This is a genomic window from Roseococcus sp., from assembly GCF_965227005.1.
Taxonomy (GTDB): Bacteria; Pseudomonadota; Alphaproteobacteria; order Acetobacterales; family Acetobacteraceae; genus Roseococcus.
In genome coordinates this window covers 191,067-213,866 of the sequence record NZ_CBDDFJ010000018.1, presented here as the reverse complement: position 1 = coordinate 213,866, position 22,800 = coordinate 191,067, and the positions used below count along the sequence as shown (strand labels likewise).

Sequence of the window (22,800 nt, the reverse complement as noted above, 5' to 3'; positions counted from 1 at the left end):
CGGCCCGGGTCGCGCTTACGCGGCTTCCTTGTGGATCGCATCCGCCAGCGTCGTGAAGATCCGGTCCACATGGCTCTTCTCGATGATGAGCGGCGGGCTGAGGGCGATGATATCGCCCGTCACGCGCACCAGCAGCCCATCGTCGAAGCAGCGGTGGAAGACGCGCATGGCGCGGTCGCCCGGCTTGCCCTCGCGCGACTGCAGCTCGATGCCCGCGATGATTCCGTAGTTGCGGATGTCGATGACGTTGGGCGAGGACTTCATGGAATGCGCCGCCGCCTCCCAATAGGGCTCCATCGCCTTCGCGCGGCCGGGAAGATCCTCGCGCACATGGATGTCGATGGTCGCGATCGCGGCCGCGGCGGCCAGCGGATGGCCCGAATAGGTGTAGCCGTGGAAGAACTCGATGCCGCCGGCCACGCCGTTCACGATGGTGTCGTAGATCTCATCGCTGACCGCGACGGCGCCCATGGGCACGGCGGCATTGGTGAGGCCCTTGGCCATGGTGATGATGTCGGGCGTCACGCCCAGGCGCTCGGCGCCGAAATGGTTGCCGATGCGGCCGAAGCCCGTGATCACCTCGTCGAAGATCAGCAGGATGCCGTGCTTCGTGCAGAGCTCGCGCAGGCGCTCCAGATAGCCGACCGGCGGCACGAGCACGCCCGTCGAGCCGGCCACCGGCTCGACCATGACGGCCGCGATGGTGTCGCCATGCAGGGCGACCAGCTTCTCCAGCTCGTCGGCGAGGTGCGCGCCGTGGGCGGGCTGGCCCTTGGTGAAGGCGTTCTGCGCGGGCAGATGCGTGTGGGGCAGATGGTCCACGTAGGGGAGCATGGCGCCGAACTGCTTGCGGTTGCCGCCGATGCCGCCGACCGACATGCCGCCGAAGCCCACGCCGTGATAGCCGCGCTCGCGCCCCACGAGGCGGACGCGCTGGGCCTGGCCGCGCGCCTTCTGATAGGCGAGCGCGATCTTCAGCGCGGTGTCGTCGCTCTCGGAGCCGGAATTGGTGAAGAAGACGCGGTCCATGCCCTCGGGCGTCAGGTCCGCCACGCGCGCCGCGGCCTCGAAGGCGAGCGGATGGCCGAGCTGGAAGGTGGGCGCGAAGTCGAGGATGGCGGCCTGCTTCTGGATGGCCTCGACGATTTCGCGCCGGCCATGGCCGGCATTGCTGCACCAGAGGCCCGCCGTGCCGTCGAGCACTTCCTTCCCCTCGGGCGTGAAGTAGCTCATGCCCTCGGCCCGGGCGAGCAGGCGCGGGTTGTTCTTGAAGTACTTGTTGTCCGTGAAGGGCATGAAATAGGCGTCGAGGTTGTTCGGACGCGGGACGGAAAGCTCGTTCATCGGCGGAGACCCTGGCAATGTCGGGCCTCAAGCTAACCCGGAGCGGCATGAATGTCGTCAGCCCTCCGGGGTGGGTTCGCCGAAAATCCTCAGCCCCTTTCGGCCAGCGCCTCCAGAACGGGCAGGAGATGCGGGCGCAGGGCGCCGTAATCCTCGCTCATGGGGAAGTGGCCCAGGCCCTCCATGATCTTCGCCACCGCGCCGGGGATGGCGGCGGCGGTGGCCAGGGTGTCCTCGGGGCGGCAGGAATAGTCGTGCTCGCCGGTCAACAGGTGGACCGGGCAGCGGGTGGTGTCGATCCGCGCCAGCAAGGGGCGCAGGTCGCCCTCCTCCTTGTAGAAATGCAGGTCGCCCCGGAAGACGCCGGGGCCGCCCTGCATGTAGTGCCAGAGGGTCTCGTGCCGGTCGGCCTCGGGCGCGGTGGGGGCGATGAGGCCCGAGACGGCCGCCGCGCAGACCTCGCCGCCATGCACCTGGGGGTGATGCAGCATGGTCGTGTCGTAATAGGGGTGCACGAAGGCGCTGCCCTGGAGGCCGATGACGCCACGCAGCTCGCCGGCATGGCGCGCGGCCAGATTCAGCACGATGCGCCCGCCGATGGAGCAGCCCATCACCACCGGCCGCTCCGCGCCCAAAGCGGCGCAGAGCGATAGGGCGAAGCCGGTATAGGCGGCGGTGGTGAGGCGGTATTCCTCGCGCTCCCAGCCCGGCGGCGGCGAGGACTTGCCGTGCCAGGGCATGTCGGGCGCGATGCAGCGGAAGCGGCTGGTGACGGCCGGATCGTTGAGGACATGGCGCCATTGCCGCGCATCGGAGCCGGCCGTGTGGAGCAGGAGCAGCGGGATGCCGGCCCCGGCCTCCTCGATGAAGACGCGGTGCGGGCGGCCCTCCAGCTCCATGTGGAAGTAGCGGCCGGTGACGGCGTCGTAGCCGGGCTCGAACGCCGGCAGCGCCGCAGGCGCGCGAGGCGCAGCAAAGGCCGCCTTGAACCAGGGCAGATAGGCGAAGAACAGCCGCGTATCGCCCTCGATCGTCACGGCTCCATACCGGCGCAGGGCCAGCAGGTCGCCCCAGCGCGGCGGCGGCGGATCGGCGCTGAACTTCTCCCAGCCCTCGGCCGTGAAGCGCAGCGCGATGTCGTAGCGCGCCATCACCCCCGCGGGCTCGAAGGCCACCACCATGCCGTCCCGCACAGTGAAGCGCGTCAGCGCGCCCCCCGCATCGAGCAGCACCACCGCGTCCAGATCCCGGCCCAGGCGCGCATTCGAGAAGCCGGAGAGGGGCATCAGGTGCGGACCAGCGCGCAGCCGCCTTCGGCCATCGGCCGGAAGGACTGCTCGGGCGGCACGGATTGCAGCAGCTTGAAGTAGTCCCACGCGCCCCGGCTCTCGGCGGGCGTCTTCACCTGGAACAGGTGCATGGAGTGGATCTTGCGGCCATCCGCCCGCACCGTGCCCTGGCCGAAGAGCGGATCGTCCGTCGGCATCTCCTTCATCCGCCGGACCACCGCCGCACCATCCGCCTTCCCCTGGGCCACGCCCAGCGAGGCCACGGCCTTCAGGTAGTGCAGCGCCGCCGAATAGCCGCCGGCGTGGATCATGCCCGGCCGCTGCCCGCCGCGCTCGCGCACGAAGCGCTCGGTGAAGGCGCGGGTGCCGTCGTTCATGTCCCAGTAGAAGCTTTCCGTGACCAGCAGCCCCTGGGCCGCCTCCAGCCCCAGCGCATGCACGTCGTTGACCTGGGTGAGCATGGCCGCGATCCGCATGCCGCGCCGCGTCAGCCCGAACTCGGCCGCCTGCTTGATGCTGTTCACCGCGTCCGCGCCCGCATTGGCCAGGCCGAGCACCTTCGCCCGGCTCCCCTGCGCCTGGAGCAGATAGGAGGAGAAGTCCGCCGTGCCCGGGAAAGGATGCCGCACCGAGCCGACGATCCGCCCGCCCGCCGCCGTCACGAAGGCGCTGGTGTCGCGCTCCAGCGAATGGCCGAAGGCATAGTCGGCCGTCAGGAAGAACCAGGTGTCGCCGCCCACCTGCACCGTGGCCGTGCCCAGCGCATGGGCCAGGGACCAGCTGTCATAGACCCAATGCACGTGGTTGGGGCTGCACGCCCGCCCCGTGAGGTCGCTCGAGGCGGGGCCGGTGAAGAGCGCGACCTTGTTCTTCTCCTTCACGATGTCGATGATGTTGAGCGCCAGGGCGCTCATCGGCACGTCCAGGATGGCGTCCACGCCCTGGGTGTCGAGCCAGGAGCGCGCGGCCTGGGAGCCGACATCCACCTTGTTCTGCGCGTCGGCCGAAACGATCTCGACGCGGATGGCGGGGTTCGCCTTCATGAAATCCTCGGCCGCGAGGCGCGCGCCCGCGAGGCTGCCGGGGCCGGTATTGCCCGCATAGGGCCCGGCCATGTCGCTCAGCACGCCGATGCGGAGCGTGCTGCCCTGGGCGCGGACCAAGGCCGGCGCGGCGACGAGCGGAAGAGCGAGCGCGGCGCGGCGGCCGACCATCATGGACATTCTTGTGATCCCGTTTCCAAGCTTTTGTTTTATCGCGGGATTCAGACCTCCGGCACCTTCGTGCCTTCGGTCATCCCGCTTTATGCCCGGACCGTGGCATGCGCTTACCCCTTTGCCCAGGCCGCAGCCCGGCTAGTATACACGCCTCAAAGTAGGACATCCCGGTGCTCGCCACCTCGCCCCAGTTCAAGGAAAACGCCCGCCGGGCCATGGCCGATCCCGGCCTGCAAAAGGCGCTGACCACCGCGAAGGGCGCCTTCCTCCAGCGCCGCGCCGTGGCCGTGGGCAATCTGCCGGAGTTCGAACAGCTCCGTAACATCGGGCGCGACATCAAGAACCACGCGCTGGCGAACCTCGACTTCTACCTCGAGACCTATGCGGCCAATGTCGAGCGCGCGGGCGGCAAGGTGCATTGGTGCAGCACGCCCGAGGAGGCGCGCGCGGCCGTCCTGAAGATCTGCCAGGACGCGAACGCCAAGACCGTCACCAAGGGCAAGTCGATGATCTCCGAGGAGCTCGGGATCAACGATCATCTGGAGCGCCACGGCATCGCGCCGGTCGAGACGGATCTGGGCGAATACATCATCCAGCTCCGCAAGGAGACGCCGTCCCACATCATCGCGCCGGCCTTCCACCTCAACCGCGAGGATTGGGAAGAGAGCTTCCGCGAGATGCACACGGACCTGCCGAAGGACCGCGTCTTCCACGAACGCCGCGACCTGCTGACGGAAGCGCGCACCAGGCTGCGCGACAAGTTCCTCACGGCCGATGTCGGCATCACGGGCGCGAATTTCCTGATCGCCGAGACCGGCTCCTCGGTCATCGTCACCAACGAAGGCAATGGCGACCTGACGCAGACCCTGCCGCGCGTGCACATCGCGCTGGCCAGCATCGAGAAATGCGTCCCCACGCTGGAAGACGCGACCTCGCTCCTGCGGCTGCTCGCCCGTTCCGCCACCGGCCAGGACTTCTCCGTCTACACCACCTTCAGCACGGGCGTGCGGCGCGAGGGCGATCTCGACGGGCCGCAGGAATACCATGTGGTGCTGATCGACGGCGGCCGCTCCGACATGATCGGCACCGAGTTCCAGGACATGCTGCGCTGCATCCGCTGCGCCGCCTGCATGAACCATTGCCCGGTCTATGGCGCGACCGGCGGGCATGCCTATGGCTGGGTCTATCCGGGCCCGATGGGCGCGGTGCTGACGCCCTCGCTGATCGGCGTGGAGAAGTCCGGCCACCTGCCCAATGCCAGCACCTTCTGCGGCCGCTGCGAGAGCGTCTGCCCCGTGAAGATCCCGCTGCCCAATCTCATGCGCCATTGGCGCGAGCGCGAATTCGAGCGGCATCTGCGCCCCGGCGCGCTGCGCACCAACCTCGACATCTGGGCCTGGTTCGCCAAGCGGCCGGGCCTCTACCGGGCGGCCACGCGCCTGGCGATCGGCACGCTGGGCCTGCTCGGGCGCGGCAAGGGCGCGTTCAAGTCGCTGCCCATGGCCGGCGGCTGGACCGAGGGGCGCGACCTGCCCGTCCCGCAGGGCGGCACCTTCATGGCGCAGTACAGGAAACGCCAGCGCGAGGAGGCCCTGCGGCGATGAGCAAGGACGCCATCCTCGGCGCCATCCGCCGCGGCCTGCGCCGCGGCGAGCTGCCGGAAGACCAGAAGGCCATGCTGCGCGCCCGCATGTCCGCGCCGCCGCGCCACCTGATCCCCGCCCGTTCGCGCGTCTCGCGGCCGGAGCAGGTCGCCCTCTTCATCCGCAACATCGAGAAGGAGTTCGGCAGCGTCGAGCGCATCCCCGACCTCGATGCCCTGCCCGCCGCCGTGGCCGATTATCTCGCCGCCCAGAACCAGCCGCCGCGCTTCGCCATGGCGCCGAACCCCGAGCTCCAGGGCATCGACTGGTCGAGCCGGCCGATGCTGCAATTCGAGGCCCGCAAGGGCCAGGCCGACGACGTGGTCAGCCTGCAGAACGCCTTCGCCGCCATCGCCGAGACCGGCACGCTCATGCTGCCCTCGGACGCCGTGCGCCCCACCACGCTGAACCTGCTGCCGGATGTGGCGATGGTGCTGGTGCGCGCCTCGCGCATCGTCGGCGCCTATGAGGAGGCCTGGGACCTGCTGCGGGCCGAGCATAAGGATGCCCTGACCGGCGGCTTCATGCCGCGCAACGTCATGCTGGTGACGGGTCCCTCGCGCAGCGCCGATATCGAGCAGACCCTCGAATTAGGGGCGCATGGGCCACGGATGCTGCACATCCTCCTCGTGGATGACGATCCCGCCGCCCTCCCCGGCTCGTGAGGCGCCGAGGACTTTCGGCGGAGGACAAGGCGCTCTGGGCCGCCGTCGCGCGCAGCCTTCGCCTCATGCCCGGGCGCGAGATGCCGGACGCGCCGCCTGCCGCCGCCCCTCCCCCGCCGCGCCCGGCCGAGGAACCGCCGGTCGCTCCCGTCCCCAAGCGCCGCCTGCCCTCGCCCGAGATCTCGGTGGGTGCGCAGCCCTCGGGCCTCGACGCGAAGCGCTGGCGCGACCTGCACCGGGGCAAGCTGCGCCCCGAGCGCAAGCTGGACCTGCACGGCATGACGGCGGCGAAGGCCCATCTGGAGGTGGATCGCTTTCTCCGTTCCGCCCAGGCCGAGGGGCTGCGCGTGGTCTGCATCGTCACCGGCAAGGGCAGCAGCCTGGAGGGCGGCGTGCTCCGGCGCGAGCTCCCGCACTGGCTGAACGCGCCCCAGATGCGCCCGCTGATCCTCGGCGCGGCGCATCCGCACCGCTCCAATTCCGGCTCAGTGAACCTGTTGCTACGCCGGCCCAGATGAAGGCGGACGCCCCATCCCCGAATCCGGCCGCGCAGCGCCCGGCGCTTGAGGGCGCAAGACAATGACCCCCTTCGGGGAGCGGCTCCGGGCGCTGCGCGAGCAGCATGGCATCTCGCTGACCCAGCTCGCCCATGCCCTGCACGTCTCGCCGGCCTATCTCTCGGCGCTGGAGCACGGCAAGCGCGGCCGCCCCTCGGCCGGGCTGATCCACCAGGTGAACGAGCATTTCGGCCTCATCTGGGACGATGGCGAGGAACTGGTCCGCCTCGCCCGGCTTTCCCATCCGCGAGTCGTGGTGGACACCTCCGGCCTCAGCCCCCAGGCCACCGAGCTCGCCAACCGCCTCGCCCGCCGCATCCGCGACCTGCCCGAAGCGCGGGTGGCGGAACTCCTGGCGCTCCTGGAAACGCCCTCGGAATAACCCGGCGGCTTGCCCTTCACCCGACCGATGGGTAGGTTCCGGGCCTGTTTTCACGGCACTGCAGCAAAGAAGGCGCAACGGGCAATGAAGCTCCTCGTCCCGGTTAAGCGGGTGGTCGACTACAACGTCAAAGTCCGTGTGAAATCGGACAACACCGGCGTCGAAACCGCCAACGTCAAGATGTCGATGAACCCCTTCGACGAGATCGCCGTCGAGGAAGCGGTGCGCCTCAAGGAGAAGGGCATCGTCACGGAGATCATCGCCGTGTCCGCCGGCCCCGCCGCCGCGGCCGAGCAGATCCGCACCGCGCTCGCCATGGGCGCCGATCGCGGCATCCTGGTCGAGCATGACGGCGTGCTGGAGCCCATCGCGGTCGCCAAGCTGCTCAAGGCGCTGGTCGACAAGGAATCGCCCGAGCTGGTGATCCTCGGCAAGCAGGCCATCGACGACGATATGAGCGCCACGGGCCAGATGCTCGCCGCCCTGCTCGGCTGGCCGCAGGCGACCTTCGCCAGCAAGATCGAGATCGCCGACGGCTCCGCCACCGTCACCCGCGAGGTCGATGGCGGCCTGGAGACGGTGAAGGTGAAGCTGCCCGCCGTGGTAAGCGCCGACCTGCGCCTCAACGAGCCGCGCTACGCCTCGCTGCCGAACATCATGAAGGCGCGCAAGAAGACCATCGACAACGTGAAGCCCGCCGATCTGGGCGTGGACGTCACGCCGCGCCTGACCGTGCTCAAGGTCGAGGAGCCCGCGAAGCGCCAGGCCGGCGCCAAGGTCGGCTCCGTGCAGGAGCTGGTGGCCAAGCTGCGCAACGAAGCGAAGGTGATCTGAGATGACCGTTCTTCTTCTCGCCGATCACGACGGCAAGATCGTCTCCCAGCCCACGCGCAGCGCCATCGCCGCCGGCGCCAAGCTCGGTGACGTCCATGTGCTGGTCCTGGGCGAGGGCGCGGCCACCGCCGCCGCCTCCGCCGCCGCCGTCCCCGGCGTGACCAAGGTGCTGCTGGCCGAGGACGCCTCGCTCGCCAACCGCCTGGCCGAGCCCGTCTCGGCCCTGCTGGTGAGCCTGGCCCCCGCCTATTCCCACCTGATGGCCCCGGCTTCGGCCGCCGGCAAGAACGTGATGCCGCGCGTCGCCGCCTTCCTGGATGTCCAGCCGATCAGCGACATCTCGGGCGTGGTCGACGCCGACACCTTCGTGCGCCCGATCTATGCGGGCAACGCGCTGGCGACGGTGAAGAGCAGCGACGCCAAGAAGGTCCTGACCGTCCGCGCCGCCAGCTTCGATCCCGCCCCCGCCACGGGCGGTTCCGCGCCGATCGAGGCCGTCGCCGCCGCGACCGACCCCGGCACGTCGAGCTTCCTCGGCGCCGAGGTCAGCAAGTCCGAACGCCCCGAGCTGACGGCCGCGAAGATCGTCGTCTCCGGCGGTCGCGCCATGGGCTCGGCCGAGAATTTTCATCTTATCGAAGCCATTGCCGACAAGCTCGGCGCCGCCGTGGGCGCCTCGCGCGCCGCCGTCGATGCCGGCTACGCGCCCAACGACCATCAGGTCGGCCAGACGGGCAAGATCGTGGCGCCGGACCTCTACATCGCCGTCGGCATCTCGGGCGCGATCCAGCATCTCGCCGGCATGAAGGACAGCAAGGTCATCGTGGCCATCAACAAGGACGAGGAGGCGCCGATCTTCCAGGTCGCCGATTACGGCCTGGTGGGTGACCTCTTCAAGGTTCTGCCGGAGCTCGAGGCCGAGCTGGGCAAGCCCGCCTGATGTCCGCGCAGGTCGGCGGAACGCCGGAAATCCACTCGGTCGGCATCATCGGTGCCGGCCAGATGGGCAACGGCATCGCGCATGTCAGCGCGCTCGCCGGCCTGACCGTGGCGATGGTGGACATCAGCGAGGCCGCCTTGGCCAAGGCTGTGGAGACCATCGCGCGCAACATGGAGCGCCAGATCGGCCGCAAGCTGATCACCGCCGAGCAGCGCGACGCCGCGCTGGCGCTCATCACCACCAGCACCGACTATGCCAGCTTCGCGCAGACCGACCTCGTCATCGAGGCCGCGACCGAGCGCGAGACGGTGAAGCACGAGATCTTCAAGAAGCTCTGCCCGCACCTGAAGCCCGGCGCGATGGTCGCATCCAATACGAGCTCGATCTCGATCACGCGCCTCGGCGCCTCGACCGACCGGCCCGAGCGCTTCATCGGCATGCACTTCATGAACCCGGTTCCGGTCATGAAGCTGGTCGAGATCATCCGCGGCATCGCGACGGACGAGGCCACCTACGTGGCCGTCGAGGCCCTGGCCCGCAGGCTCGGCAAGATCACGGCGACGGCGCAGGATTTCCCCGGCTTCATCGTGAACCGCATCCTGGTGCCGATGATCAACGAGGCGGCCTATGCGCTCTATGAGGGCGTGGGCGACATCCGCAGCATCGACACGGCCATGAAGCTCGGCACCAACCAGCCCATGGGGCCGCTGGAGCTGGCGGATTTCATCGGGCTGGATACCTGCCTGGCGATCATGCAGGTGATCCATGGCGGCATGTCCGACAGCAAATACCGCCCCTGCCCGCTTCTGGTGAAATATGTCGAGGCCGGCTGGCTGGGGCGCAAGACCGGCAAGGGCTTCTACGACTACGCGCAGGACCCGCCGGTTCCCACGCGATAGGAGCGAGGGGGCAACGCCCCCTCAGCGGTTCCCGCCGGGAACCCAGAGCACGTCTTCCGCGCCATTGTCGTTGAACCGCCGCGCCATCACGAAGAGGTGATCGGAAGCGCGGTTCAGCCAGCGCACCACCGCCGCATTCACCGGCTCCGCCGCCGCCAGCGCCACCACGCTGCGCTCCGCCCGCCGCGCCACCGCCCGCGCCAGGTGCGCATGGGCCGCCGCCGCCGATCCGCCCGGCAGCACGAAGCTGCGCAGCGGAGGGATCCGCGCATTCATCGCCGCCACCTCCCGCTCCAGCCGCAGGCATTGCTCCGCCGCGACGCGCAGCCCGCCCTCGGCCCCGGGCATGCAGAGATCCGCGCCCAGGTCGAAGAGGTCGTTCTGCATGCGCGCGAGCATCGCATCGGCCTCGGCATCCGCCTGCAGCCGCAGCAGGCCGAGCAGGCTGTTCAGCTCGTCCACCTCGCCGATCGCCTGGATGCGCAGCGCGTCCTTGCGCAGCCGCGTGCCGTCGCCCAGCGAGGTCTCGCCGCCATCGCCGCCGCGCGTGGTGATCACGTCGATCTTCACCATCGGAAAACTTCCTCTTGGGGAGTCGGGCCGAGGTGGCCCGACTCTAACTCAGCCGGAAATGCACCGTCGTGCGGATGGTGCCCGGCACCGCCCGGCCATTGGCCTGCGCCGGCCGGAACCGCCATTCCCGCACCGCGCGGCGCGCCGCCTCGTCCAGCGCCGGCGAGCCGGAGGAGCGTGCCACCGCCGCGCCGAGGACGCGACCCTCGGCATCGATCGAAAGCTCCAGCCCCACCGCCCCCTGCTCGCCGCGCAGGCGCGCCGCCTCGGGATAGGCCGGGGCGGCATTGCGGAAGCTGGTATCGAGGCCCGGCGGCACCACCGCGCCCGTCGCCCGGCCCACGCCCTTCGCGCCGGGGGCGGTCGCCTGGCTGCCCGGCCGCGCCGTCGGAGCGCGCGCGGGCTGGGGCGGCGGTAGAGCGGGTTGCGGCTCCGGCGGTGGGGCGGGGGGCATCTCAGGCTCCCCCGCGGGCGGGATTTCCGGCACGGACGGGGCCGCGGGAAGCCCGGGCGCAAGCGCCTCGCCCGGCGGCAGGTCGAGCGCGGGGGGTGGCGCGGACGGCGCTTCGGCCAGGCGCGGAGCCGGCGGCGGGGGCGCGGGCGGGCGGGGCTGTTCCGCCGCGTCCGGCGAAGGCGGCACCTCGGGCGCTTCGGGCATCGGGGGGCTGGGCGGCGCGCCGGGCGGCTCGGGCATGGCGTCCTCGCCCACCGCCTCGCCGGAGGCCTCGTCCCAGACGATCTCCACGCCCTGTTCGGGTGCCGGAGGCGGGGCCGGCGCGCGGCCGGACCAGAGCAGCGCCGCCGCCAGGGCGGCCGCGTGGGCCAGGGCCGAGCCCGTGGCGGCGAGGGCGAAGCGATCCAGCCTCCGGCGGCGGCCCCCTGGCCTCGAGCCTCCTGGCCTCAAGGACGAATCACAGCACCAGCACGCCGCTGTGCTTCGCCTTGCCATCGGGCTCCACATGGATGGTGATCACCGCGTCGCCGAGCGCCTCCTTGAGGGCGGCCTCCACGCGGTCGCAGATCGCATGCGCCTCGACCACGAGCATGTCGCCCGGCACCACCAGATGGAATTCGATGAAGGTCCAGCGCCCGGACTGGCGCGAGCGGATGTCATGCGCCTCGATGGCGCCCTCGGCCGCGGTGGAGACGGTGCAGCGGATGCGCTTCAGCAGCTCGGGCGCCAGCGCCTCATCCATCAGCCCGCCGACCGATTCCCGCACCAGCCGCATGCCGCTGTAGAGGATGTTCAGCGCCGTCAGCCCCGCCAGCAGCGGATCGAGCCAGACATGGCCCGTGATCATGGCCAAAGTGATGCCCACCAGCACGCCGCCCGAGGTCACCACATCCGAGAGCAGGTGCCGTGCATCCGCCAGCAGCGCGGGCGAGCGCAGGCGCCTGCCGTTGCGGAAGAGGATCGAGCACCAGAACGCGTTCAGCCCCGTGGCGACCAGCGAGACCAGAATGCCCATCGGCGAGAGATCCGGCTGGCGCGGATTCTGCCAGACCGACCAGACCTCGTTCAGGATGACGAAGGAGGCGACCAGAATCAGCGCGCCCTCGAGCACGGCGGAGAAATATTCCGCCTTGTCGTGGCCGTAGGGATGGTTCGCATCCGCCGGCATGGCCGAATAGCGGATCGCCACCAGGGCGGCGCCGGCGGCGGCCACGTTCACCACGCTTTCCAGCGCATCGGCGAACAGCGCCACGCTGCCTGTCAGCCACCAGGCGACGAGCTTCAGCGCCAGGACGGCCAGGGCAACAGCAACGCTGCCCGCCGCGAGGTTGACGGCACGGGTCAAATCAATTCCCAAAGGGCTTTTTCAGATGGCGCCCCTCTAACGCATTCACGCGTGCCCGCGAAGCATAAACGGACACATGGAAGCTTCTCGAAACTCGCGCATCAGCGCAACCGGGGCGACCTGTTGCGGGGCGCGGGGGGCATGCGCGCGACCACCTCCTCCAGCAGGACGCGCAGGTCGCGGCTCATCAGCGCGATCCGCGCCTCCAGCAGGTCCAGCATGGCATCGCGCCGTTCGAGATCGGCGATGGTGAAGACGCCCTCCCCCTCGAAGAGCATGTCGTCGTCGCGCACGAGCCCCGCCTCGCGCCAGCCGGCGACGATCTCCTCGGCGATGCTCGGCGCGCCCGGCGCGTCCCGGCGGGTGAGGTAGCGCCAGACGGTCGGCGGGAAGAGCGCCGACTGGTCCGGGCTGCGCCAAACCTCGCCGATCAGATTGGCGCGCGTCCGCAGCCGCCCCGAGGCCGAGCCATAGAGCAGCGCGCCACCGATGCTCGCCTCGGCCGTGCCGCCGACGATGCCCACGATGGCATCCGCAGTACCGGCGCCGGCCAAGGCGATTCCGCCCGAAACGGCGGCCGTCGTCGCGCCGACGAGGATGCTGGCGAGGCCGAGATTCCGCGCGCGCCGGTCCTCCCGGCGCTGGAGCTGGGCGCGCAGGGCATCCCCCCGCTCGCCTTCGCAATCGATCGCCGCGAGCGAGGCGTTCACGTCGAGCGTGGCCAATAGCACGCGGTCGGTCACGGCCTGGCGGGCCATCAGGAAGTTCACGCCCACGGGCGGCCGGCGTTCAGCCGCGATGAGGGCCTCCACGGCGTCGAGCGCTCCGATGACCTCGGCGATCTCCGCGGCCTCGGTGGTGAATCCCAGCGCCGCGACGGCACGCGCCTGATCGGGATTCGGCGGCGACAGGGGAAAGGCGCGGCGCTCCATCCGCGCCGCGCAGAAGCTGCTGCCGACGTCGCGCGTCGGCGGGCTCGCGCAGCCGGCGAGGAGGAGCGCGGCGAGGCCCGCCCCCAGCCAGACGCGCGCCGCCATCACACCGAAAAGTACTTGGCGCGCGGGTGGTGCAGCACGATGGCGCTGGTGCTCTGCTCGGGATGGAGCTGCCACTCGTCGGAGATCTCCACGCCGATGCGCTCCGCGCCAAGCAGCTTGAGCAGCGGCGCCTGGTCTTCCAGCTTCGGGCAGGCCGGATAGCCGAAGCTGTAGCGGCCGCCCCGATATCCCTGGCTGAGCATCTTCTCGATGTCGCGCTCGTCCTCGGAGGCGAAGCCGAGCTCGGCGCGGATGCGCTTGTGCGTGACCTCGGCCAGGGCCTCGGCCATCTCCACGCCCAGGCCGTGCAGATAGAGATAATCCTGGTAGCGGTTCTCCTCGAACCACTCGCGCGCCACGTCGCTCGTCTTCTGGCCCATGGTGACGACCTGCAGGCCGATCACGTCACGTTCCGCATCGTCGATGTCGCGCACCATATCGGCGATGCACTCCCCGTCCTCCTTGGGCTGGCGCGGCAGATTGAAGCGCGCGACCTCGGTCTGGCCGTCCTCCTCGAAGAGGATCAGGTCGTTGCCCTGGCCGGCGCATTTCCAATAGCCGTAGGAGGCCTGCGGCTTGAGGATCTTCTGGTCCTCCGCGATGGCCAGCATGCGCTTCAGGACGGGGCGCAGCTCCTGCTTCGCCCAGCCGAGGAAGTCCTCCAGCGTGCGGCCCGCTTTCCGGAAGCCCCACTGGAACTGGTAGAGGCTGCGCTCGTTGATGAAGGGCACCAGCGCCTTCGGGTCCGTCTCGATGATCCTCGCACCCCAGAACGGCGGCACCGGCACGGGCAGGCTCGCCGTCTCGCGCCGGCGGCGCGTCTGCGCATAGGCGAGATCGACCGGCGCGAAGCCGCGCGGATCGGCCTGGCCGAGCACGCGCTTCTCGTTCTTGGATTTTCCCGCGCGCTTGGACTGGATGGTGCCGAGATAGCCCTCGAAATCATTGCCCATCACCTTGTCCATCAGGTGCAGGCCGTCGAAGGCGTCGCGCGCATAGACGACGCGGCCCGAGGCATAGGCCTGGACGCAGTCGTCCTCGACGTAGTTGCGCGTCAGCGCCGCGCCGCCGAGGAGCACGGGAATATCGATGCCCTGGCGGCTCATCTCCTCCAGGTTCTCGCGCATCACCACGGTGGATTTCACCAGCAGGCCGGACATGCCGATCGCATTGGCCTTGTGCTCGCGCGCCGCGTCCACGATCTGGTTCAGCGGCACCTTGATGCCGAGATTCACGACCTTGTAGCCGTTGTTCGTCAGGATGATGTCGACCAGGTTCTTGCCGATGTCGTGCACGTCGCCGCGCACGGTGCCGAGCACGATGATCCCCTTCTCCTGCCCCGCGACGCGCACCATGTGCGGCTCGAGCCAGGCGACGGCGGCCTTCATCGTCTCCGCGCTCTGGAGCACGAAGGGCAGCTGCATCTTGCCCGCGCCGAAGAGCTCGCCCACCACCTTCATGCCGTCCAGCAGCACGTCGTTGATGATCGCGAGCGGCTCCATCCCCTCGGCCATCGCGGCGGCGAGCTCGTCGTCGAGGCCCTTGCGGTCGCCGTCGACGATGCGGTCCTTCAGCCGGCCCTGGACCGTCTCCGCCTTCACCTTGGCGATGTTGTCCGCGGCCTTGCGGCCCGAGAACATCTCCAGAAGCTTCTGCAGCGGGTCGTAGCCTTCCTCGCGGCGGTCGTAGATGAGGTCCTCCATGACCTTCACCTCCTCCGGCGGGATCGAGTGCAGCGGCTTGATCTTGGAGACGTGCACGATGGCGCCCGTCATCCCCGCCTTCACCGCATGATCCAGGAAGACGGAATTCAGCACGTGCCGCGCGGCCGGGTTGAGGCCGAAGGAGATGTTGGACAGGCCCAGCATGATCTGGATGTCGGGGAACTTCTCGCGGATCATGCGGATGCCATCGAGCGTCCAGACGCCGAGCTTGCGGTCGTCCTCATTGCCGGTGGCGATGGTGAAGGTCAGCGGATCGATCATCAGATCCGACTGCGGCAGGCCGTGCTTGTTGCAGGCGAAATCCACCAGCCGCTCGGCGATGCGCAGCTTGTCCTCGGCGGTCTTCGCCATGCCGACTTCGTCGATGGTGAGCGCGATGACCGCGGCGCCGAACTTCTTCGCCAGGATCATGCGGTCGGTGGCCGCGCCCTCGCCTTCCTCGAAATTGATCGAGTTGATGATGGGCTTGCCGCCATGCAGCTTCAGCGAGGCCTCGATGATGTTGGTCTCGGTGCTGTCGATCACCAGCGGCGTGTTTACGCTGGAGGTGAAGCGGGTGATGACCTCGCTCATCTCGACCATCTCGTTGCGACCGACGAAGGCCGTGCAGATGTCGAGGCTGTTGGAGCCCTCGGCCACCTGCTCGCGCCCGATGGCGAGGCAGCTGTCCCAGTCATTGGCCTCCTGCGCCACGCGCCACGCCTTGGAGCCGTTGGCGTTGCAACGCTCGCCGATGGAGAAATAGGAATTCTCCTGGCGCAGCGAGGTCGCGGAATAGAGCGAGGCGACGCTCGGCACCCAATGGTACTTGCGGGCCACCGGGACGGGACGGTGATTCGCGCCGCCCAGCTTGCGCAGCATGGCGTCCAGCCCCGCGATATGCGGGATGGAGGTGCCGCAGCAGCCGCCGATCAGGTTGAAGCCGTCCTCGACCACGAAGCGCTCCATCCACGTCGCCATCTCCTTGGCGCCCAGCGGGTAGTGCGTCTTGCCGTCCACCAGCTCCGGCAGGCCGGCATTGGGCTGCACGCTGAGCAGGCCGGGCCAGTTCTGGCTGAGCCAGCGGATATGCTCCGCCATCTCCTGCGGGCCGGTCGCGCAGTTCAGCCCGACCAGGGGCACGTCGAGCGCGTGGATCACAGCGGCGGCGGCGGCGATGTCGGGGCCGACGAGCAGCGTGCCGGTCGTCTCGACCGTCACCTGCACGAAGATGGGGATGTCGCTGTTGGTCTTGGCCTTGGCGATCTTCGCGGCGTTCACCGCGGCCTTGATGAAGAGCGTGTCCTGGTTGGTCTCGGTCAGCAGCGCATCCGCGCCGCCGGCGATGAGGCCCATGCATTGCTCGACGAGACCGGCTTCCAGCACGTCATAGGCGATGTGGCCGAGGCTGGGCAGCTTGGTCCCGGGGCCGATATCGCCGATCACCCAGCGGTGGCGGCCATCGGCGAAGGTCTCCGCCGCCTCGCGCGCCAGTTCCACGCCGAGCTTGTTGATCTCGAAGGCGCGGCTGCCGAGCTCGAATTCCTCCAGCGTGATCGGGCTGCCGCCGAAGGTGTTGGTCAGCACCATGTCGGCGCCGGCCTCGAAATAGCCGCGATGGATCTCGCGGATCAGCTCCGGGCGCGAGAGGCTCAGCACCTCGGTGCAGTTTTCCTTGTCCCAGAAGTCCTCGATGATATCGAGGGTGAGCGCCTGCACGCGGCTGCCCATGCCACCGTCGCAAAGGAGCACGCGGTCGCGCAGGGCGTCGAGGAGATGCGGGCGTGAGGCCATGGTGGTGCTCTTCTGTCTCAGGCGTTCGTAAGGGCGTGCGCGGGGAGCTTCTCCGCGCGCCAGATGCGGACCCGCATGGGGCCGCCGAGCTCGGCGGTCGAGGCGATGGCGCAACCGGCCTCGCCCAGCCACCCGGCCATCGCGGCGTCGTCGAAGCCGGGCCAGCGATGGGCGAAGCGGGTCAGCACCGTGGCGTCGCCATGGGGGGCAAGATCGGCCACCAGCAGCACGCCGCCGTGGCGCAGCACGCGCGCGGCCTCGGCCAGGGCGGCGGCGGGGTCCTCGGCGTAATGCAGCACCATCTGCAGCGTCACCGCGTCGAAGGAGGCGTCGGCCAGAGGCAGGCGGTACATATCGGCCTGACGCACCGTGCAGCGATCGGCCAGGCCGCGTTCGGAGAGCCGCGCGCGGGCGAGCGCCAGCATCTCGCGGCTGGCATCCACGCCCAAGGCGCGCTGCGTGCGGTCGGCCAGGAGCTCCAGCAGGCTGCCGGTGCCGGTGCCGATGTCGAGCAGCGTGCCGATCTGCTCCGGCAGGGCGGCCATGAGCGCGGCCTCGATGGCCCGCGCGTCGAGATCCAAAGCGCGCAGCTCGTCCCAGTCCATGCCATCGCGCTGGAAGGCGGCGGAGGCGGCGCGGGCGCGCTCGGCGGCGATGCGCGCGGCCTGACGGCGGTCCGATTGCAGGACCGGCTCCTCCTCAGGCAGGCGGGCGAGGATCACGCGCACGAGGTCGGCCGTGGCGGGCACCTGGAAATAGGCGTTGGGCCCCTCGGGGATGCGCTCCAGCAACCCGGCCTCGGTCAATAGCTTGAGGTGGCGCGAGAGGCGCGGTTGCGACTGGCCGAGCACCGCGCAAAGCTCCGTCACGCAGAAGGCCCCGCGGGCGCAGAGCGCCAGCAGACGCAGCCGCGTCGGCTCGGCCGCGGCGCGGAGTTGTGAGAGAAGCTGATCCATGAACTTTAAATGGCATAAAGATATCCTTATGTCCAGTCCATGACATGGTCCCTTGACGCGCGAATCCCCGTTTCCCTGGTGCCTGACGCCGGCTCCCTGGCCGAGGCGCTCGCCGTCGGCAAACCCGCGGCCGTGCTGGGCGGCGAGGGGGGCGTGGCCGCGTTGAACTTCGCCGCCGGCGCCTCGCCGCACGCCGTGGCCTGCGCCTGCTGCCAGGGGCACGGCGAGGCGGCACAGGCGCTGGACCGGCTGTTCCAGGCCCGGGTGCGCGGCACGGTGCCGTGGTTCGACCGGGTGCTCGTGCTCGATGAGGGCGGCGTGGGCGAGGAAGTCAGGCAGGCCCTGGCGCAGGACAAGCTCGCGGTCGCCAGGTACCGGCTGCGGCTGAGCTGAGCCGCGCCGGCATGACGGCCGGTGGCGCGGGCGCTAGCGGGCCAGCTCTTTGCCGGCCAGCCCTTCGATGATCGGGCAGTCAGGGCGCTTATCGCCGTGGCAGTTGCGCACCAGATGACGCAGCGTGTCGCGCAGCTCCGTCAGTTCGGCGATCTTCCGGTCGATCTCCGCCAGCTTGGTTTTGGCGATCGTCTTCACATCGGCGCTCTCGCGGTCCTTGTCGCTGTAGAGTGACAGCAGCTGGCGGCATTCCTCGACGGAGAAGCCCAGGCTGCGCGAGCGCTGGAGGAAGCGCAGGCGATGCACATCGGCCATGGAGTAGTCGCGATAGCCGTTGCTGGCGCGGCCGGCCTGCATCAGGCCGATGTCCTCGTAGTAGCGGATGGTCTTGGGCGGCAGGCCCGATTTTTCCGCCGCGGTTCCGATGTTCATGGGGTGGTTTCCGATCCCGCTGCCGCCAGAACCGGGGCGGTCATACTGGCGACCTCGCGGACTGGCGCCTTGAAGCGCTTCAGCCGCATCGCATTGCCCAGCACGAAGACGCTGGAGAGCGCCATGGCGCCGGCCGCCAGCATCGGCGACAGCAGCGTGCCGCTGATCGGGTAGAGCACGCCCGCCGCCACCGGGATCAGGCTGGCATTGTAGGCAAAGGCCCAGAACAGGTTCTGGCGGATGTTGGCGATGGTCGCCTTCGACAGCGCGATCGCGTTGCTCACGCCCAGCAGGTCGCCCGACATCAGCACCACGTCGGCGCTTTCGATGGCCACGTCCGTCCCGGTACCGATGGCGATGCCGACATCGGCTTCGGCCAGGGCGGGGGCATCGTTGATGCCGTCGCCGACGAAGGCCACGGCGCGGCCGCCCTCGCGCAGGCGCTTGATGGCGGCGACCTTGCCGTCCGGCAGGACCTCGGCGACCACCTCGTCGATGCCGAGCCGGGCGGCGATGGCCTGCGCCGTGCGGCGGTTGTCGCCGGTGATCATCGCGACCTTCAGACCCATCTCATGAAGGACGCGGATGGCCTGCGGCGTCGTCGGCTTGATCGGATCAGAAACGGCGATGATCGCCGCCAGCCTGCCGTCGATCGCGGCGTAGAGCGGGGTCTTGGCCATCTCGCCCATGCGTGCGGCGGCTTCGGCGAAGGCCTGCACATCGATGCCCAAGCGGGCCAGATGGCGGTCAGCGCCGACCGCGATGCGATGGCCGCCGACCACGGCGTTGACGCCAAAGCCGGGGATCGCCTCGAAGCCGCCGACCTCGTCCAGCGCCAACCCCTCCGCCTTGGCGGCGGCGACGATGGCGGCGGCGACGGGGTGCTCGGACCGCGTCTCGACGGCGGCGACCAGAGACAGCACCTGGTCGCGCCCGAAGCCTTCGGCCACCTCCAGATCGGTCATCACGGGCTTGCCGGCGGTGAGCGTGCCGGTCTTGTCCAGCGCCACCACCTGGGTCGACTTCAGCGATTGCAGCGCCTCGCCGTTGCGGAACAGGACGCCCAGCTCGGCGGCGCGGCCCGTGCCCACCATGATCGAGGTCGGCGTGGCCAGGCCCATGGCGCAGGGGCAGGCGATGATGAGGACCGCCACCGCATTGACCAGCGCGAAGGCGACCGCCGGCTCCGGACCGAGGGCCAGCCAGACCAGGAAGGTCAGGGCGGCCGCGACCATGACCGCCGGCACGAACCAGGCCGTGACCTTGTCGACCAGCGCCTGGATCGGCAGCTTTGAGCCCTGCGCGGTCTCGACCATGCGGATGATCTGGGCGAGCAGCGTATCCGCCCCGACCTTGGTGGCGCGATAGGTGAAGCTGCCGGTCTTGTTGATCGTGCCGCCGATCACCTCGGCGCCCTCGCTTTTGACAACCGGGATCGGCTCGCCCGAGATCATGGCTTCGTCGACGAAGGACGAGCCGGACAGCACCACGCCGTCGACCGGAACCTTGTCGCCGGGACGCACCTGGATGACATCGCCGGCGGCGACGTCCTCAAGCGCCACATCGACGAACTCGCCGCCCCGCTCCACCCGGGCGGACTTGGCCTGCAGGCCCATCAGCCGCTTGATCGCCTCGCTGGTGCGCCCCTTGGCCTTCGCCTCCAGGAGGCGGCCCAGCAGGATCAGCGTGATGATCACCGCCGAGGCCTCGAAATAGACATTGGCCGTACCGGACGGCAGCACGCCGGGCGCGAAGACGGCAACCACGGAATAGGCCCAGGCCGCCGTCGACCCCAGCACGACCAGCGAGTTCATGTCGGGCGCCAGCCGCGCAAGAGCCGGCACGCCCTTCCGGTAGAAGCGCAGGCCCGGTCCAAACTGGACCAAGGTCGCCATCACGAAGAAGGCGAGATAGAGCGGCTGCTGGCCGATGGTCATCGCCAGCCAGCGATGCAGGGCCGGAATGGCGTGCGAGCCCATCTCGAGCACGAAGATCGGCAGGGTCAGGACCGCGGCGATCGCGAGGTCGCGCCTGAGGTGGGACATCTCGCGGTCATGGGCTTCCTTGCGGCTGTCCGTGCCCGCGGTGGCGCCGGCGTCGCCACGGCGGGGCTCATAGCCCGCCTTGCGGATGGCCGCGTCGATGGCCGCCCGCGGCGCGGCGCCGGCCAGCGTCTCGATGGTGGCGCGTTCAGTGGCGAGGTTGACCGAGGCCTTGAGCACGCCGGGGACAGCGGCGATGGCCAGCTCGACCCGGCGCACGCACGAGGCGCAGGTCATGCCCTCGATCCCGACCTCCGAGGTTTCGACGGGAACCTCGTAGCCGGCCCCCTTGATCGCGGCGATCACCCCGGCCGCGTCAACCTTGGCGGCCGGGTCGAAGGTGACCTCGGCGGCCTCGGTCGCCAGGTTCACCGACGCCGCGACCACGCCCGGCGCCTTGGCGACGGCGAGCTCGACGCGGCGGACGCAGGACGCACAGGTCATGCCGGCAATCGGAAAGCTTTGCCTGATGGCAGGGTTGAAGGAAGCGTTCATGGAACTGGGCCTCTGACAATCGTTCGGCCAGAGATCTAATGCTTCCAGTCACTGGAAGGTCAACGAGAATTTTTAATTTGCCGCTTCGGGATCAAGCCATGGAAAATACAGGGTGAATTCTGGATTCGGCAAAGCGATGCTCTTGGCCGCGCGCCGGTGGGAACAACCGTGAACAAGCCGCTTGACCTTCCAGCGGGTGGAAGCCTGACAGTGATCCCACGGCACAGTCGCCGGCCCAGATCGAGGAGTACGAAATGCTGAAACTGAAGGTCCCGGACATGAACTGCGGCCATTGCGCGGGCGTCGTCACCCAGGTGGTGCAGGGCATCGATTCCGGCGCCAAGCTCGATATCGACGTGATGTCGCGGACGGTGTCGATCGTGACCTCGGCCGACCCGGCCGAGGTGACCCGGGCGCTCGATGCCGCCGGCTATGCCACCCAGCCGAACTAAGCCGTCTTGCGAGCGGGCAAGGGCGGCGCAAGGTGGTTTCCGCCCGCCCTCACCGGAGGCGGTGGCCCGGCATCCCCGGACCGTTGCGCCCCGTCCCTGACGGCGCGAGACTGCCCTCACACTCCTTATCGAGGACGCACGTGACCAATCCCGTCGAGCATATCGGCCAGTGGCAGGCCGAGTTCACCGCCATCCGCCGCGACATCCACGCCCATCCCGAGCTCGGGATGGAGGAGCACCGCACCGCGGAGCTCGTGGCGAAGAAGCTCGCCGAGATGGGCATCGAGGTGCACACCGGAGTGGGGCAGACGGGCGTGGTCGGCGTCATCCGCAACGGCAATGGCCAGGGCCGCATCGGGCTGCGCGCCGATATGGACGCGCTGCCCATGACCGAGGCGAACGCCTTCGGCCATGCCAGCACCACCCCCGGCAAGATGCACGCCTGCGGCCATGACGGGCACACGACCATGCTGCTCGCCGCCGCGAAGTACCTGGCCGAGACGAAGAACTTCGACGGCACGGTCCACCTGATCTTCCAGCCGGGCGAGGAGGGCGCGGGCGGCGCGCTGGCCATGCTCGAGGACGGCCTCTTCGAGCGCTTCCCCTGCGACGCGGTCTTCGGCCTGCACAACCGCCCCGGCCTGCCGGTCGGCCAATACGGTCTGCGGCCCGGGCCGATGATGGCGGGCGTGGCCTTCTACGACATCTTCATCACCGGCAAGGGCGGCCATGGCGCGCGCCCCGAGGCGACCTTCGACCCCGTGGTGATGGGCGCGGCCGTGGTCCAGGCGCTGCAATCCGTCGTCGCGCGCAACGTGCCGGCGGCCGAGCGCGCAGTGCTCAGCATCACGCGCTTCGACGCGGGCAATGCTTATAATGTCATCCCCAACGAGGTTCGCCTCGGCGGCACGGTGCGCGCCTTCAGCAACGAGATCATGAAGCTCGTCGAGGATCGCATGCGCGCGATCAGCGAGGGCGTGGCGGCCGGTCTCGGCGGCAAGGCGGTGCTCGATTTCCGCGTGATCACGACGCCGCTGGTGAACGATGCCTCGGAGGCCGTCTCGCTCGGCGACGCCGCGGTGGAGCTGGTCGGCGAAGGCGGCGTGAAGCGCGAATTCCCCGCGGTCATGGGCGGCGAGGACTTCGCCTATATGCTGGAGAAATGCCCCGGCGCCTATATCGTCACCGGCAATGGCGACACGGCCGAGGTCCACAATCCGAGCTTCGATTTCAACGACGCCGCCATCCCCTATGGCGCCGGGGTTCTGGCCGCCGTGGTCGAGGCGAAGCTGGCCCGTGTGAAGGAAGCGTCGGTCGGCGGCTGAGTCCGCGCAACGCCGGCCGCTTCGGGCGG

The 22,800-nt window shown here is 69.5% G+C and carries 21 protein-coding genes; 10 read left to right on the top strand and 11 right to left on the bottom strand.

Annotated elements, in window-relative coordinates; translation table 11 throughout:
- Window positions 1–15: 15 nt before the first annotated feature.
- The 3 genes from ACO057_RS09615 to ACO057_RS09605 form a co-directional block, all read right to left on the bottom strand.
- Window positions 16–1,344, bottom strand: coding sequence for an aspartate aminotransferase family protein (locus ACO057_RS09615; RefSeq protein ID WP_421991030.1), 1,329 nt, complete (start codon window positions 1,342–1,344; stop codon window positions 16–18).
- A gap of 89 nt (window positions 1,345–1,433) precedes the next feature.
- Window positions 1,434–2,630, bottom strand: coding sequence for an alpha/beta fold hydrolase (locus ACO057_RS09610; RefSeq protein WP_421991028.1), 1,197 nt, complete (start codon window positions 2,628–2,630; stop codon window positions 1,434–1,436).
- Window positions 2,630–3,856 (bottom strand): ABC transporter substrate-binding protein, encoded by a 1,227-nt coding sequence (locus ACO057_RS09605; RefSeq protein WP_421991026.1) that lies wholly within the window; start codon window positions 3,854–3,856, stop codon window positions 2,630–2,632. Before ACO057_RS09605 ends, ACO057_RS09610 begins: the two co-directional genes overlap by 1 nt.
- Window positions 3,857–4,020: 164 nt before the next feature.
- Here ACO057_RS09605 and ACO057_RS09600 point away from each other — a divergent pair, with 164 nt between their 5' ends.
- From ACO057_RS09600 to ACO057_RS09570, 7 genes are all read left to right on the top strand, one after another.
- Window positions 4,021–5,454 (top strand): LutB/LldF family L-lactate oxidation iron-sulfur protein, encoded by a 1,434-nt coding sequence (locus ACO057_RS09600; protein ID WP_421991024.1) that lies wholly within the window; start codon window positions 4,021–4,023, stop codon window positions 5,452–5,454.
- On the top strand, window positions 5,451–6,158 hold the full coding sequence (locus ACO057_RS09595; RefSeq protein ID WP_421991021.1) for a LutC/YkgG family protein: 708 nt from the start codon (window positions 5,451–5,453) through the stop codon (window positions 6,156–6,158). The genes ACO057_RS09600 and ACO057_RS09595 overlap by 4 nt, the downstream gene beginning before the upstream one ends.
- Window positions 6,155–6,676 carry a Smr/MutS family protein gene (locus ACO057_RS09590; protein ID WP_421991019.1) on the top strand — a complete coding sequence of 174 codons (522 nt, stop codon included), beginning with the start codon at window positions 6,155–6,157 and terminating at the stop codon, window positions 6,674–6,676. Before ACO057_RS09595 ends, ACO057_RS09590 begins: the two co-directional genes overlap by 4 nt.
- A gap of 61 nt (window positions 6,677–6,737) precedes the next feature.
- Window positions 6,738–7,097: a helix-turn-helix domain-containing protein gene (locus tag ACO057_RS09585; protein WP_421991017.1), complete on the top strand. Its 360-nt coding sequence runs from the start codon at window positions 6,738–6,740 to the stop codon at window positions 7,095–7,097.
- An 84-nt stretch (window positions 7,098–7,181) separates the two neighbouring features.
- Window positions 7,182–7,931 carry an electron transfer flavoprotein subunit beta/FixA family protein gene (locus ACO057_RS09580; RefSeq protein WP_421991015.1) on the top strand — a complete coding sequence of 250 codons (750 nt, stop codon included), beginning with the start codon at window positions 7,182–7,184 and terminating at the stop codon, window positions 7,929–7,931.
- A 1-nt stretch (window position 7,932) separates the two neighbouring features.
- Window positions 7,933–8,871 (top strand): electron transfer flavoprotein subunit alpha/FixB family protein, encoded by a 939-nt coding sequence (locus ACO057_RS09575; RefSeq protein WP_421991013.1) that lies wholly within the window; start codon window positions 7,933–7,935, stop codon window positions 8,869–8,871.
- A complete protein-coding gene (locus ACO057_RS09570) occupies window positions 8,871–9,770 on the top strand; it encodes a 3-hydroxybutyryl-CoA dehydrogenase (RefSeq protein ID WP_421991011.1) in 900 nt (299 codons plus the stop codon). Before ACO057_RS09575 ends, ACO057_RS09570 begins: the two co-directional genes overlap by 1 nt.
- A 21-nt stretch (window positions 9,771–9,791) precedes the next feature.
- Here ACO057_RS09570 and ACO057_RS09565 read toward each other — a convergent pair whose 3' ends face one another.
- The 6 genes from ACO057_RS09565 to ACO057_RS09540 form a co-directional block, all read right to left on the bottom strand.
- The gene (locus tag ACO057_RS09565; protein WP_421991009.1) at window positions 9,792–10,343 is read right to left on the bottom strand and encodes a cob(I)yrinic acid a,c-diamide adenosyltransferase; all 552 of its coding nucleotides are present in this window, start codon (window positions 10,341–10,343) and stop codon (window positions 9,792–9,794) included.
- A 43-nt stretch (window positions 10,344–10,386) separates the two neighbouring features.
- Entirely contained in the window at window positions 10,387–11,247 is an 861-nt protein-coding gene (locus ACO057_RS09560; RefSeq protein ID WP_421991007.1) for an energy transducer TonB, read from the bottom strand.
- Between the two features lie 7 nt (window positions 11,248–11,254).
- Window positions 11,255–12,142: a cation diffusion facilitator family transporter gene (locus ACO057_RS09555; protein ID WP_421991005.1), complete on the bottom strand. Its 888-nt coding sequence runs from the start codon at window positions 12,140–12,142 to the stop codon at window positions 11,255–11,257.
- A 101-nt stretch (window positions 12,143–12,243) separates the two neighbouring features.
- Window positions 12,244–13,179: a hypothetical protein gene (locus ACO057_RS09550; RefSeq protein WP_421991003.1), complete on the bottom strand. Its 936-nt coding sequence runs from the start codon at window positions 13,177–13,179 to the stop codon at window positions 12,244–12,246.
- Window positions 13,179–16,676 carry a methionine synthase gene (metH, locus tag ACO057_RS09545; RefSeq protein ID WP_421991001.1) on the bottom strand — a complete coding sequence of 1,166 codons (3,498 nt, stop codon included), beginning with the start codon at window positions 16,674–16,676 and terminating at the stop codon, window positions 13,179–13,181. The genes ACO057_RS09550 and metH overlap by 1 nt, the downstream gene beginning before the upstream one ends.
- Window positions 16,677–16,693: 17 nt before the next feature.
- Entirely contained in the window at window positions 16,694–17,632 is a 939-nt protein-coding gene (locus ACO057_RS09540; protein WP_421990999.1) for an ArsR/SmtB family transcription factor, read from the bottom strand.
- A gap of 39 nt (window positions 17,633–17,671) precedes the next feature.
- Here ACO057_RS09540 and ACO057_RS09535 point away from each other — a divergent pair, with 39 nt between their 5' ends.
- Complete coding sequence (locus ACO057_RS09535) at window positions 17,672–18,025, top strand: hypothetical protein (RefSeq protein ID WP_421990997.1); 354 nt, start codon at window positions 17,672–17,674, stop codon at window positions 18,023–18,025.
- A gap of 33 nt (window positions 18,026–18,058) precedes the next feature.
- Here the strand turns inward: ACO057_RS09535 and cueR are convergent, their stop codons facing one another.
- Together cueR and ACO057_RS09525 are read right to left on the bottom strand one after the other, a co-directional pair.
- Window positions 18,059–18,457 (bottom strand): Cu(I)-responsive transcriptional regulator, encoded by a 399-nt coding sequence (gene cueR / locus ACO057_RS09530; RefSeq protein ID WP_421990995.1) that lies wholly within the window; start codon window positions 18,455–18,457, stop codon window positions 18,059–18,061.
- A complete protein-coding gene (locus ACO057_RS09525) occupies window positions 18,454–20,994 on the bottom strand; it encodes a heavy metal translocating P-type ATPase (RefSeq protein WP_421990993.1) in 2,541 nt (846 codons plus the stop codon). The genes cueR and ACO057_RS09525 overlap by 4 nt, the downstream gene beginning before the upstream one ends.
- Window positions 20,995–21,248: 254 nt before the next feature.
- Between ACO057_RS09525 and ACO057_RS09520 the strand changes: the two genes are divergently transcribed.
- Both ACO057_RS09520 and ACO057_RS09515 read left to right on the top strand, forming a co-directional pair.
- A complete protein-coding gene (locus ACO057_RS09520; protein ID WP_421990991.1) occupies window positions 21,249–21,446 on the top strand; it encodes a heavy-metal-associated domain-containing protein in 198 nt (65 codons plus the stop codon).
- A 140-nt stretch (window positions 21,447–21,586) separates the two neighbouring features.
- The gene (locus tag ACO057_RS09515) at window positions 21,587–22,771 is read left to right on the top strand and encodes a M20 aminoacylase family protein (protein WP_421990989.1); all 1,185 of its coding nucleotides are present in this window, start codon (window positions 21,587–21,589) and stop codon (window positions 22,769–22,771) included.
- Window positions 22,772–22,800: the final 29 nt, after the last annotated feature.